Genomic DNA, 13,687 nt, shown 5'->3' with positions numbered 1-13,687 from the left:
CAAATTACTGAAATAACGAGAAATATACCAAACACCCAAATTAATAGTTGCTAATAAACCATCTTCTATATTCTGAGTCGAATTGAGTAATATTCTTATATTTTCAAGTAATTAGAACATACCCATTTTGAATGTGTCTCATGGGTTACCCTCGTCATCCTTGAGTTTGCGTGTGGCTGTACTGCTACGGCTTACCGCGTATCCTTTTAGCAGAAATATATATCCCCTTCCTACTTGAAACGGCAGTGGTGTTGGCTACATTCATGCACCCCAATCACACAGTTTATCTATGCTCGTTGGGATTCGCTCTCTTGCCGACTACCTGCAACTCCAAGGAGTTTTGGTATATATAATTTCTGCCACCACATACTTACTGAAATATCACTTATATTTCTAAATGTAAAATACGGTAAAATAAAAAATTCACAGCAGATCACAGATTTCACCCTCTAAAGACTTTTTATTTACCGTAAAATAATTTCTTCCTAAAATAATAATCCCTGATATTTACATCATTGAATGACTCTAATTTAAATTGAACTAATTTAGACTGAGTTAATCTATTGACAATAATATCAAGATTAATTTTAGAGATTAAAGAGATTTAATATTTCAATTTGTACTATTACCAAAAAATAGTGCTATAGATATTTTCATCAACATGAGGTTGATCTTACTCCCAAAGCTAGAGAATAAAACCCCACCTTTCATTGACGAAATGAATGTGTCATCCACAATAAAAAGTGATCTGACCAGATCCTCACTCTGATTACTCAATGATAAGAAGTAAACGATGAAAAAAAGACTCTCTATCCTAATCGCTGGCTTAGCTAGCTTATCGGTTAATGCAGCCACTGAACCATGGGCTCCTCCTGAGGTAGAAGTGCTTAGCCGCGCGCAAATTCAACAAGTGCAAGGTAAACAAACCTATACCTATGTACGTTGTTGGTATCGTCCTGCAGCCACTCATGATGACCCCTACACCACTTGGGAGTGGGCAAAGAATGCGGATGGTAGCTATTACACTATCCAAGGTTATTGGTGGTCGAGTATTCGACAAAAAAACATGTTTTACACGACAGTTCAGCCAGAAACCCTGTTAGAACGCTGTGAAGAGACGCTTGGTGTCAACCACGAGTTTGCCGATATTACCTATTTCGCAGCCGATCATCGCTTTTCATACAACCACACTATTTGGAGCAATGATCCGGAGGTTCAGTCCAACCGCATCAGCAAAGTGATCGCGTTTGGCGATAGCCTTTCCGATACAGGCAACATTTTCAATGCCTCACAGTGGCGCTTCCCCAACCCTGACTCATGGTTCCTAGGCCATTTCTCGAATGGATTCGTCTGGACTGAATACCTAGCACAAGGTTTGAATGTACCTCTGTATAACTGGGCCGTCGGTGGCGCGGCAGGGCGTAACCAGTATGTGGCATTAACGGGCGTTTATGAGCAGGTCAGCTCTTATCTGTCTTATGTGCGACTGGCTAAAAACTATCAGCCAGAAAACAGCTTGTTTACCTTGGAATTTGGTCTGAACGACTTTATGAACTACAACCGTTCCTTGGCCGATGTGAAAGCCGATTATAGTTCCGCGCTGATCCGTCTTATTGATGCGGGAGCAAAAAATCTTGTCCTAATGACCTTGCCGGACGCAACGCGAGCTCCACAGTTTCAATATGCCACACAAGAACAAATTGATACTGTACGCAGCAAAATCATCGGCATGAATGCCTTTATTCGCGAGCAAGCTCGTTACTACCAAATGCAAGGTATTCGCATCGTACTGTTTGATGCTTATACCCTGTTTGACAGTATCACCACTCAGCCAGAGCAACATGGATTTACCAATGCGAACTCCCCTTGCTTAGATATTCGACGCAACTCTGCCGCTGATTACCTACTGTCACATTCACTCTCTGCGGAGTGCGCCAAGCAAGGCTCAGATCGCTTTGTGTTTTGGGAAGTGACTCATCCCACCACTGCGATTCATCACTATCTTGCAGAGCAGATTTTGGCCACCGAAATGGCACAATTTCCGCTGTAAAATTCTTTGCCCTCTGAGGATAGAGCCAAGTTCTATCCTCACTCATGCAGTGATAATAAACCTCAGCTCAAATGAGAAATTCAATAAAGAACATTGGCATACAAGGTCAATCATCGCTGATTTAACATCACGAATTGCACTAGTTGGGGCAACAAGCAACCAACACCGAACAATATGCTCTGCCATGGCGCTCGTTTTGTTGCCAGCAAGAGCGGAGACATAAAGAACAGCACCACCAACACTGGCAATAAGCTGACGTTACCAAGCCAGCCTAACAATAGCGTCAGTATGATTAATCCAATCAACAACCCATAAGGCAGTTTTAATTTAAATCCGAGCAAACTCATGAAAAGTAGTGGTACAGCAAGTGACAACATGTTTACGGCATCTTTATGATATTAATTCTCATTTATAATAGTCTGCCTTGAGTTTTGGTTCAAGGCACAATAAAACCAAAATTTGCATTAGAAAAAATAATCAAAGCCATAGATATTTATCGTGAGCAAAACAGCAATAATCGTTTGCTAGATAAGGCCTACAGCAATAACATCTCGCGCCGAGAGCTAAGCTCTTTCAAGAATTTTCATTAGATGATTTTAATAAGATATTGTTTTTATCTGGAGATAACGATGTCTGCCTCACTTTCTGTCGCAAAACTGACCTTCTTTATCGCTATTCTGGCTGCTGTCGGCCAAGCGACACAAACCATGTATGTGCCTTCTATTGGTTATATGGCGCAAGAGTTTTTAGTTTCACCAGCAGCGCTGCAAGCTGTGATGGCGTGCTACCTGATCCCTTACGGTTTATCGCAATTTGTCTACGGTACCCTCTCTGATCGTATTGGTCGCAAACCGATCATTATGGCTGGATTGGCTATCTACATTATCGGTTCTTTGATTGCGCTCTTCGCCCATCAGTATTCATGGTTTTTGATCGGTAGCTTTGTACAAGGTCTTGGGATTGGTTGTGGCGGCGCGATGTCTCGTACGCTTTCTCGTGACTGTTTCGAAGGCGCTGAGCTGCATAAAGTCAACAGCTTAATCAGTATGTGCCTGATTTTCTCACCTTTGATCGCGCCGGTCTTAGGTGGCTACTTAACCGAAAGTTTTGGTTGGCGTTCAAGCTATTTGTTTCTGTCACTCTTTGCCATTGCCGTAGTGATCACCATGATGACGAGCATGGTAGAAACCTTGCCAGCGACAGCGCGTAAAAAAGAGCCCGTGCTGCGCAGTTATCATTACGTGCTGTCGGATCGTCGCTTCCAAGGTTACTTAATCTGTCTTGTCGCGACCTTTGCAGGCTTAGCCGTGTTCGAAGCAGCGGCTGGCGTGTTATTAGGCGGTGTATTAGGCCTACCTGCAACGACCGTGAGCTTGCTGTTTGTGTTACCCATCCCCGGCTATTTGGCCGGCGCTTGGCTCTCTAACGTGATTGCTCGCCACTTGCGTGAAAAAACCGCGATGTATGTCGGCTTACTCGCGATCTTAACGGGCTCACTGGTCATTATGCTGCCCGGCTTATTGGGTATGACCACGGCCTTATCACTGATTGGCGGCGCAACCATTTACTTCTTAGGGGCTGGTATTTTATTCCCAGCCGCTACCACAGGTGCACTTTCTCCTTTCCCTTATCACGCAGGAACGGGCGGTGCAATTTTAGGTGGCATGCAAAATTTAGGGGCAGGTCTGGCTACGCTGTTTGCCGCCATGTTCCCAGCCTCCGATCAACTACCACTCGGTATTATTATGCTTCTGATGTCAGTACTGGCGTTGTGGGGACTTAAACGCGTTTACACCAAACAGCCACCTTCAGATGAGATGCCGATTGCGATCTGAGGTGAGAAAATTCTGACCCTTTAGCGAATATACCGGATGAGATCAATTTCACTGCAGAAATGGGGAAATTAAATCTTGTCGTCACCTGAAAAGGCAGTAATATACGTTGCGTGTCACAGTTTTTGAGCCTAGCTCTTCAACTGACACAAGTTCCTTTAAGTAGAGGCGCGCTGTTCATGAGTCGCCAGTCGTAGGTTGACCCCGATGATGACTGGTTAAAGGGTACAGCGCCGAAGTGAGCGTTGCGTCATCAACGTTCGCTGGGCCAGCATTGAACAAATGCCGGACTGCCATAGTGTGTTGTCTATGGAGCGCTACCTTGAAGGATAAGAAGTGTTATTTCGCTGAAATGTGTTTTTTATCCTGCTGGTAGATCTCCACCTGAAAAGGTGATGTGAGATCCATGAATTTAGCCCCTTATTCTGACTCGATTTACTCGGTCATCCCACCGCTACTCGCGGTGCTGCTCGCGATTACCACACGCCGAGTATTACTCTCTTTAGGCGCTGGCATTATTGCTGGTGCGGTTATGCTTAACCATTTTTCCCCGCTGAGTACAGTACAATACCTGTTTGGAAAGATCAGCGGTCTGTTTTGGGCAGAAGGTGCAGCCAACAGCGATAACATCAATATGCTGCTGTTTATGCTGCTGCTGGGTGGTTTGATAAGCTTAATGACGGCCTCAGGCGCAACGCGTGCTTTCGCGGTATGGGCTGAGCGCAAATGCAAAGATCGCCGCAGTGCAAAAGCTCTGACGGGTTTGATGGTATTTGCTTTTTTCATTGACGACTTTTTCCATAGCCTGTCTGTGGGTGCGATTTGCCGCCCAGTAACGGATCGCTTCCAAATCTCGCGCGCGAAACTCGCCTATTTGCTCGACTCTACCGCAGCTCCCGTGTGTGTGATTACACCGATTTCCTCTTGGGGCGCTTACATCATCGCTCTCATTGGCGGCATTTTAGCGGCACACGAAATGACGGAAATCAGTGCGATTTCAGCATTTGTACAGATGATCCCGATGAATCTGTACGCCGTTTTTACCCTGCTTATGGTGCTCGCGGTGATTTTCCTGCCGATGGATATTGGCCCCATGCGCCAACACGAAGCGTGGGCTCGTGAAGGTAAATTGTGGGACGAAAGCAAAGGCCGCCCTGCGGGCTTAGATATGGAAGGTGGAGAAACCGCTCGTGGTACCATGATTGATATGGTGTTGCCCATCGCAGTACTGACCATCACCACCTTGATTTTCATGATCCAAACCGGTAACGCCGTCTTATCTGCTAACGGTGAGGCGTTCTCTTTGATTGGCGCACTCGAAAATACCAATGTGGCTCAATCACTGGTTTATGCGGCGCTGTGTAGCTTGGCGGTCTCGATAGTTCTGTCACTGCGCTTAAAACTCTCGGCGCAAACGTGGCTATCCACGGCTCCCAAAGGGGTTATGGCGATGATGCCAGCAATCATCATTCTGCTGTTTGCGTGGACGATTGGTGGTGTGGTGCGCGATCTGCAAACCGGCATTTATCTCGCGTCTCTGACTCAAGGCAATCTACCGGTTGAACTGCTCCCCGCCTTGGTGTTTGTACTTTCTTGCTTAATGGCATTCGCCACTGGCACCAGTTGGGGCACCTTTGGGATTATGCTGCCACTCGCGGGTGATATCGCTGCGGCATCAGACATCAGCCTAATGCTACCGACTCTCTCCGCCGTATTGGCCGGCGCAGTGTTTGGCGATCACGCCTCACCGATTTCCAGCACCAGTATCTTGTCAGCAACCGGCGCAGGTAGCCATCATATTGACCATGTCGTGACTCAGCTTCCTTACGCGATCAGCGCAGCAATGGGCGCACTACTGGGTTATTTGGCAATGGGCTTATTGCACTCCGTTTGGGCTGGTTTGGCCGCCAGCAGTGTATGGTTTGTGCTGTTTTGTGCCTTCAACCTACGCCAGAAACGTTGGCAGCAAGAACCTGTTGAAGCCTAAGTTCTTTCTCACACCGCCCTTTATGGGCGGTGTTTTTATCTACAACATACCTTCGACTTATAAACTAAGTGCAACGCTTATTCATCGATAGGTGTCCAATCTTTCGGCGGCGTTAACCCCCAGCGCGCAAACTCTTCTGGCTGATAAAGGCCTCTACCTTGGCGATTTATTTGAATCGGAATATATTTGGCAAGCTCTTGCTTATCCAAAATACGCGTCACTAGCTCGGCGGCCATTTGTCCCTGCTCTAATCCAAATAACGCAACCCCACCCGCGGCTTTACCTTTGCCGATCGAGAAATCCCAAAAACCAAACAGCGGCAGTTGAGAATGTTGATTCGTCCAACTCATAATATTTTCGGGTGAGACATGTAGCCCATCAATATTGACAAGGGTTTGATACAAACCCACCACTATGGCTCCAAAACCTTCTTGATTCGCGTACTCAACCGCATGTTTCCATTCTTGTTCACTCTTAATAGAACGAATATCCACCTCTATCCCCAAGTTTTCCTTAATCAGCTTGTATTGATCTTGCATATAATCCAAGGCAATTTTTGAGGTATTCCCTGAATCAAATAACACGAGAACTCGGTGTTTTTCTTTTGGTAATAGACGACCGATTTCAGCCATGTTTTTTACAAACAAGGGTTGCTCTAAGATGCCCGTCACTTGAGCAATTCCCGAATACTCATCCAACAACGCTCTTGGATTGGCATTAATCCCAAGGAAAACAATCGAGATGGGTTCGTTATACAGCTTAGGTAACAGGTAATAGAGCGCATTGTCATCGCCCAATACCACCAAATCAGGTTTCAATTGCTGATAAGCTTGAAATGCACGCTCGGCGGCCACGCTGTATTCTCGAGCGGGAATCCGTTTAGTATTCATTTCAAAAAAATGTAATTGATGTTGGGTGTTAATCCCCTCTTTCAATCCTGTTGTGTAGGCTGCATCCCAAGCATAACCCGAGTGATAACTTTGAATCACCAACACATTGGCTGTCCATGCTTGGCCACTCAATAACCACAATAAAACTCCCCACCAACGCATATGGCTTCCTCCGCGTTTTTGATTCCCAAACCACTGGGAGTGAGAGGCAAGCTGTAGTGAGTCCATTCACAGTACATAGATTCTATGCGATTGAGGTGCACTCGCGTAGCCAACCAACCGCTGCTGTTTACAGTGGGAAGGGTATAGCAAGTGTAGTTGATGTTCTCCCTCAACACCGACACGGCTTAACATTCACGTTCAGCCTACCATGTCATATCACTTGTCGCTGACTCAACGCATTGCGATTAGCGATTATGTACTAAGCTTTTGTTATAGAAGTCGCTCCCATCCTCAGACTACGACGAAACGACTTGGAGTGGCGGGCCGCATTAACGCTAATACTTCTTCACAATGGATGGGGCACCAAAAGCAACGAGGCTCAGGATGAGTAGAGATCAAATATTCAGTATCAATAGTCGTAACCCGTTCTCCAGCCGCATCGGGCGCAGAATTATTTTTTTCCTCGTGGTTCTGAGTGGCTCAGTGACATTGATGACCACACTGACACAGACTTATTTTGACTATGACCGAGAGTTCAATGAAGTCGCCCAGCGTCATCGTGAAATAGAATCCGTCCATGCCGAGTTACTTGCAAGTTCACTATGGCATTATGACTTACGGCTTCTCCAACAACGTTTAGACGGTTTAGTTAATCTGCCTAAAATTGATTACCTTGAGATCACTTCTGACAATTACAAATTCAGTGCTGGGGAAAAAGTCACTGGAGAGCGAGTCTCAAATCAATATCCTATTTTCTACCAATCCCCCCAAACGGAAGCACCTGTAAAGATTGGTGATATTTATGTGGAATCGAATGCACAAGAAATATACAACCAGTTAATCAGACAGTTTTTAATTATATTGATCATTAATGCACTCAAAACCACATTTATTTGCTGTGTTATTTTGATGATATTTCATATAAGTGTGAATCGAAGAGTTTTTTTAATTGCTCAGTATTTAAGAAAATACAATCCTAGGCATCCACCTGAATCATTAACACTTCCCCATACTGCTTGGATAATGGGAAAAATCGATGAACTCACTTGGCTAGCCGATGAAACCAACAAAATAACTCACAACGTCACTCTCTTATATAATAATATAAAACATGAGCAAGAGCGCTTAGCTGACTTTACTAATGTCTCTTCAGATTGGCTATGGGAGACAGATTCGAAGATGAAATTAGTGTTTATTTCTGAAGCAATGCGACAAGCTTTAGATATTCCTGAAAACAGCAAACTAATGATTTCAGAAATTAAATCACTAAAAAGCTTCAACACGTTACCAAAACTTATAGAACAACAATGTTCATTTTCGATGTGTGAGGAAACCATTACTGTTAATGGTCATCCACAATATTTAATGTTTCAGGCAGTTGCTCGTTACAACAAAACAGAGTTTCTCGGCTATCGAGGAACTGCGATTAATATCTCTGAATTAAAACTCGCTCAACTTGAGCTCCAGACACTAAACCAAAACCTAGAGAGTGAAGTCGCGAAGCGGACACTCGATCTAGAAAATAGTATAGCGCAGTTAAAAGCGACTCAAAATCAATTGATTGAATCTGAAAAACTGGCTGCTCTCGGGGGGTTGGTGGCTGGTGTGGCGCATGAGGTGAACACGCCACTCGGCATCGCCGTTACAGCAAGCTCAGTTATCATTGAAACAACCAAAGAATTAAATGACGCTTTTGCTAACCAAACCCTAACCAGCCAGCAGTTTTCAGAACTGATGCAGAGATTAAATGACACCAATACGATGTTGGAAAATAATTTGAATAGAGCGGCAAAGCTCATCAGAGATTTCAAACAAACCGCCGTCGACCAAGTCTCCGAAAGCCGAAGCCAATTCTCTATTTACCAAGTGTTAAGTGCTCTGATTGCCAGCCTTCATCCAGAGACAAGGAAAGTTCCTGTCGTTCCGCAACTTGAAGGTGATGAACGTCTAATGATGAATAGTTTGCCTGGGGTACTCACACAAATTGTTTCGAATTTAGTGATGAATAGTATTAATCATGCTTTTAGTAATACACCAAATCCAACTATCGTCATCAGCTTTTATCAACAAGATGAAGATATTATTTTAGACTATAAAGATAATGGCTGTGGCGTTGAGCAGAAATTACACCATAAAATTTTCGAGCCATTTTTCACAACCAAAAGAGGCCGAGGAGGTTCTGGGTTAGGCCTAAATCTTGTTTTTAATCTTGCGACGCAAAAGTTAATGGGCAAGCTCCACTTTAGCTCAAACGTTGGTGAGGGTGTACATTATGTTTTCATATTCCCGAGAGTCCTTAATAAGCCTGTCATCGATGCGGATGATGAAATATAAGCGTTATTGGTTATTGGTTATTGGTTATTAGAAAGCTACCACGATAAGGTGATATACCAAAACTACTTGGAGTTGCAGCTAGGCGGCAAGAGAGTGAATCCCCATGAGCATAGATAAACTATGTGATTGGGGTGAACGAACGTAGCCAACACCGCTGCAGCTTCAAGTAGGAAGGTGATATTAGATAAGAGGTCTAAGGTTGCCAGTTATCATAGGGGAGATGAATAGCTTCATAGAGTATTTTTAATTCCCCACTCGCTTCAAGCTGAGAAATGATTTTTGTTAAATACTGATCTATTTCGTCCCCTTTCGGGCCAAGGGGAATCACAAATACATCCTTAAAATCGGCAAAATGTTGGCGTGAAATATTCTTTATCCCCAGATTTCGAAGCGAAATATCTGCTTCTTCCTGTGCCCATACAAACCCATCAATCCGTCCGGCTGCCAATTTTTGTAGTGATGAATCAATACTATTCGATCGTTCAACTTTAAAAGGCATGTAGTCTGGCACGGCTTCAATCACATATTTTTCTGGGTTACTCCAGAGCTGTTCAGAGGAGAACGGATGACTGATATTTGTATAAAGCACATGCGTAACTAGGCCAAATGATTTAGAACTAAAACGAAACGGAAGCTTTCCTTGCGGATCATCAACATAAATGGCAGGTAATGCAAAATCCGCTTGTTGATTCACCACACCATGCACCGCGCGATGCAAAGGAAACACTTCAATAGCAATCTCGACTTCAGGATCGACTTTATCCATAAACTTTACTAAATCAACAAATGGACCGGTACCATCAGCATTAATTAATCCCGGAAGCTCTCCAAGATGAGCAACTCGCGGTTTGCTCTCGTTATGCTTTATTTCTACAGAATTCGAAGGCTCATCGGATGCATGAATAAAAGGGGTATAAACCAGCGTTAAGCTTGGTAAATAGCACCCACAGATCTGCTTGATCAATCGACTTTTCATGTACTCTGACTCCAAGCTACCTAGTGATATCTTTCGTGTTTCTAAGAGCTTAATCCGGATGTTGGTTCCGAATTGCCACAAACTCCTCCCAATGCTCCAGCAACAATTCAACCAGTTTCGGCTCAAAGTGACGCCCTTTTTGCGCTATTAACTCTTCTCGGATCTGTTCGTCTGTCCACGGATCTTTATAAGAACGTTTCGCGCCTAAAGCATCAAAGACATCGGCTATCGCAGTAATACGGCCTGAAATGGGAATATCATCGCCTTGTAAGCGGTTCGGATAACCACTGCCATCCCATTTTTCATGATGAGTGGCGGCAATTTCTTTCGCCACTTGCATTAATCGCCGTTTAGAACGGTTAAGGATTTCGACCCCATACTCCACATGCTTTTGCATGATCGCCCATTCTTGGGCATCAAGTTTACCAGGCTTATGCAAGATACTGTCTGGAATGGCGACTTTGCCAACATCATGCAAAGGTGAGGCATTTTTGATCATGTCCGCCTCAGATTCAGCTAAACCGTATAAATGGGCTAATCGCTCACAGTACAAGGCAACACGTTGTACATGTGCGCCGGTTTCTCGGCTACGTGCTTCCACGGCATTGGCTAAGTTGTATACCAACTCTTTCGACGTCTCACGCAAGTCCACCATCAAGTTAATGTTTTCAAAGGTAAGACCGATGTTGTACATGTAGATCTCAAGCAATTTTCTATCCAGTTCAGAAAGCTCCTGCTCAAAACCTACATACAGAACGCTATCAACACCTCGTTCATCTTGTTTAAAGAACACGTAAGCATCGCCGTAGTCGCGAGTCGTGCGCTGACTCAACACTTCTTTGCAACGACGCTGCACGTCTTCCGGTAAACCTTTAAAGGGAGATTCAACGTATAACTCAACCCGTTCAGCAGTTGTTGCCACGGTTAAAGCGTTACATTTTTCACTATCGGGACAAGGTGTCGCCACGCAATAAAAAGCTGAAGCGTGCAATTTCAGCAATGAAGTCAATTGGTTCAAAACCGCAGTAGCGTAAGACTGGAGACTTTTCGTATTTTGAACATTCGCAGAAGCTTCAATCACATGACTTAAACCGAGCTTCTGATCTTCAATCAAGCACAAATCTCGGTAAGCACGCAGCATAGAATAGAGCAAGGTGCGCAGTTTTTGAGTCGTCAACTCTGTTTTTTCTTTGTAATCATCAATCTCATACTCTTTGATGACCCTATCTTCAGGAGCCTGCCCTGCTTGTCCGGTGCGCAGTACTAAACGCACTTGACGGTTCTGGAGTTCTTCGCGGATGTAACGCACCAAGTCTAAGCCCGCATGTTCGGTTTCCATCACCACATCAACCAGCGCCAGTGCGATATCCGAGCGCTCCGCCATCACTTTTCGCGCTTCTAGGCCAGAAAGAACCGAAATTAATTCAAGGGGACGATTTTGAAACTTGAACCCCGTCAATGCTAAACGTGTGATTTGGTGCATCTGCTCATCATCATCGACTAACAACACACACCAAGGCTCTTGGCTATGCATGACTACCCGTTCTTTTTCCCCTGCGGCCTCTTGGCGCATATCTGCAAACAGATCCATGCCATCTCCATATTTAAACCACTTCAACCTTCTTTAGGTTTAGCACAATAGCTTGAAGTCCGAGAGGTATGGGCACTATTTTCAATGATAAATTCGTGAATATGTTTGTGACTGGGCCATCATAAAGTCATATTCAGCGCCTCATTCCACCGTTAATACGCGTGCAGTAGAGCTCGCGTCCTAGATTGAGCAGCTCGAGGTGCCGCAACATGAATGAAATAGCTACGATGGAGCATCCACTGGCTGAATCCTCAGCCAGTGAAAATTTAGAAGCTTGGGCTAGTGTAAAGCTGCTGCTGATGCAAAAGGCGCTCAACCCCTGATGTGGTCATGTCTGTAATCGGTTGTCCATTTTGCAGAGCATCGCGAATCGCGGTACTACGGATCGGCAACCTTTCAGGGCAAGCCATCACTGCCCAACGCTGCAGTATTTCATCCGCTTTGTAGAATTTTCCAAAGTGAAGCAAATTGTCCGGCCCGATCACAAACGTCAACTCATCCTGCGGATACAGAGCTTGCAAGCGCGTCAACACCGCATAAGTAGTGACGGCCTCTGGCGGAGCATATAAGGCTTGTTCGACATCAGAGCGCTGCACTTTATTTGAGCCAATATCTTGGATGAATTGATCCACCAGTTGACTGCGCAACTCGTATTCAAGCATGGTTTTCCCCCAAGCGTGGGCAATGCTCGGTACTAACAAAACCAAATCAAAATGACCAAGCGAATCAATAATACTTTTGTGGCCTAAGGTCGGCGGATTAAAGGCGCTGCCAAACACCGCAATCTTTTTCATTGTGCACCTTGCCGATCAGGAAATGCCCTTTCTCGGTTTTCTAATTCAACGATTGCGGTATCATACACCGAAAAATTGACATTGCTTGCAGGAAAGGAACCTATGGAACACAAGATCCGTGAAGAAATGCGCGTACTGCCTTCGATCGATCCACAGTTTGAAATCGAACGCCGCGTAGCTTTTATTAAGCGTAAGCTCACCGAAGCGCGCTGCAAATCCCTCGTATTGGGCATCAGTGGTGGCGTCGATTCCACAACCTGTGGTCGCTTGGCTCAACTTGCGGTTGAAGAACTCAACCAGCAACACAATACGACGGAGTACCAATTTATCGCGGTGCGTTTACCTTACGGCGAGCAAAAAGATGAAGATGAAGCGCAACTCGCACTCTCCTTTATTCGCCCAACTCACTCGGTTTCCGTCAACATCAAAGCCGGAGTCGATGGTTTGCATGCTGCCTCTCACCACGCACTGGCGAATACCGGACTTATCCCAAGCGATCCGGCTAAAGTTGATTTCATCAAAGGCAACGTGAAAGCGCGTGCGCGCATGGTCGCGCAGTATGAAATTGCCGGCTATGTCGGCGGTCTAGTGCTAGGTACCGATCATTCTGCAGAAAACATCACCGGTTTTTATACCAAGTTTGGGGATGGCGCGTGTGACCTCGCCCCCCTTTACGGCCTCAATAAACGCCAAGTGCGTTTGCTTGCAGAAACCTTGGGAGCTCCCACACAACTGGTACACAAAACACCCACCGCGGATCTTGAAGAACTTGCGCCGCAAAAAGCCGATGAAGCAGCCTTGAATCTGACTTATGAGCAAATCGACGATTTTCTGGAAGGAAAACCCGTTCCAGCACACGTGAGTGAACGTTTAATCGCGATTTATCATGCAACTCAGCATAAGCGCCAGCCTATTCCGACCATTTACGACTAGACGCCTTATTGACCTACATCAAGCCAAGCCTTTCGCTTGGCTTGATAGTCAAAATATCGCCTTGTCTGACGCAACAAACTCGTTACAAAAAATCACTAAAAATCTTTACTTTTCAGCCCGATAGTGTGACTCCCACCT

The 13,687-nt window shown here is 45.1% G+C and carries 10 protein-coding genes and 1 riboswitch; of the genes, 5 read left to right on the top strand and 5 right to left on the bottom strand.

What is annotated here, in order from left to right; translation table 11 throughout:
* Positions 1-793: 793 nt before the first annotated feature.
* Positions 794-2,050, top strand: coding sequence for an SGNH/GDSL hydrolase family protein (locus R4537_RS01045; RefSeq protein ID WP_071179029.1), 1,257 nt, complete (start codon positions 794-796; stop codon positions 2,048-2,050).
* A 110-nt stretch (positions 2,051-2,160) separates the two neighbouring features.
* Here R4537_RS01045 and R4537_RS01040 read toward each other — a convergent pair whose 3' ends face one another.
* Positions 2,161-2,427 carry a hypothetical protein gene (locus tag R4537_RS01040; protein ID WP_000949606.1) on the bottom strand — a complete coding sequence of 89 codons (267 nt, stop codon included), beginning with the start codon at positions 2,425-2,427 and terminating at the stop codon, positions 2,161-2,163.
* A 252-nt stretch (positions 2,428-2,679) separates the two neighbouring features.
* Here R4537_RS01040 and emrD point away from each other — a divergent pair, with 252 nt between their 5' ends.
* Positions 2,680-3,885: a multidrug efflux MFS transporter EmrD gene (gene emrD, locus R4537_RS01035; protein WP_071179028.1), complete on the top strand. Its 1,206-nt coding sequence runs from the start codon at positions 2,680-2,682 to the stop codon at positions 3,883-3,885.
* A 152-nt stretch (positions 3,886-4,037) separates the two neighbouring features.
* Positions 4,038-4,210: riboswitch (Lysine riboswitch) on the top strand.
* Between the two features lie 78 nt (positions 4,211-4,288).
* Positions 4,289-5,869: a Na+/H+ antiporter NhaC family protein gene (locus R4537_RS01030; protein WP_071179027.1), complete on the top strand. Its 1,581-nt coding sequence runs from the start codon at positions 4,289-4,291 to the stop codon at positions 5,867-5,869.
* Positions 5,870-5,946: 77 nt separating this feature from the next.
* On the opposite strand, the gene R4537_RS01025 is transcribed toward R4537_RS01030, so the two are convergent.
* Positions 5,947-6,921 (bottom strand): ABC transporter substrate-binding protein, encoded by a 975-nt coding sequence (locus tag R4537_RS01025; protein ID WP_071179026.1) that lies wholly within the window; start codon positions 6,919-6,921, stop codon positions 5,947-5,949.
* 384 nt (positions 6,922-7,305) lie between these two features.
* Between R4537_RS01025 and R4537_RS01020 the strand changes: the two genes are divergently transcribed.
* The gene (locus R4537_RS01020; protein WP_175463855.1) at positions 7,306-9,255 is read left to right on the top strand and encodes a PAS domain-containing sensor histidine kinase; all 1,950 of its coding nucleotides are present in this window, start codon (positions 7,306-7,308) and stop codon (positions 9,253-9,255) included.
* 193 nt (positions 9,256-9,448) lie between these two features.
* On the opposite strand, the gene R4537_RS01015 is transcribed toward R4537_RS01020, so the two are convergent.
* From R4537_RS01015 to R4537_RS01005, 3 genes are all read right to left on the bottom strand, one after another.
* A complete protein-coding gene (locus R4537_RS01015; RefSeq protein WP_071179024.1) occupies positions 9,449-10,231 on the bottom strand; it encodes a type 2 periplasmic-binding domain-containing protein in 783 nt (260 codons plus the stop codon).
* Between the two features lie 49 nt (positions 10,232-10,280).
* Positions 10,281-11,822 carry a DUF3369 domain-containing protein gene (locus R4537_RS01010; RefSeq protein WP_071179023.1) on the bottom strand — a complete coding sequence of 514 codons (1,542 nt, stop codon included), beginning with the start codon at positions 11,820-11,822 and terminating at the stop codon, positions 10,281-10,283.
* 266 nt (positions 11,823-12,088) lie between these two features.
* On the bottom strand, positions 12,089-12,616 hold the full coding sequence (locus R4537_RS01005) for a nicotinate-nicotinamide nucleotide adenylyltransferase (protein ID WP_001915154.1): 528 nt from the start codon (positions 12,614-12,616) through the stop codon (positions 12,089-12,091).
* Between the two features lie 102 nt (positions 12,617-12,718).
* On the opposite strand from R4537_RS01005, the gene nadE reads away from it, so the two are divergent.
* Positions 12,719-13,549 carry an ammonia-dependent NAD(+) synthetase gene (gene nadE / locus R4537_RS01000; protein WP_071179022.1) on the top strand — a complete coding sequence of 277 codons (831 nt, stop codon included), beginning with the start codon at positions 12,719-12,721 and terminating at the stop codon, positions 13,547-13,549.
* Positions 13,550-13,687 lie beyond the last annotated feature (138 nt).

Origin of the sequence: Vibrio paracholerae (genome assembly GCF_037672085.1) — a bacterium.
In the GTDB taxonomy this organism is placed as follows: Bacteria; Pseudomonadota; Gammaproteobacteria; order Enterobacterales; family Vibrionaceae; genus Vibrio; species Vibrio cholerae.
Note: the sequence above shows the minus strand (reverse complement) of the source record. Positions and strands in the feature narration are given on the sequence as shown.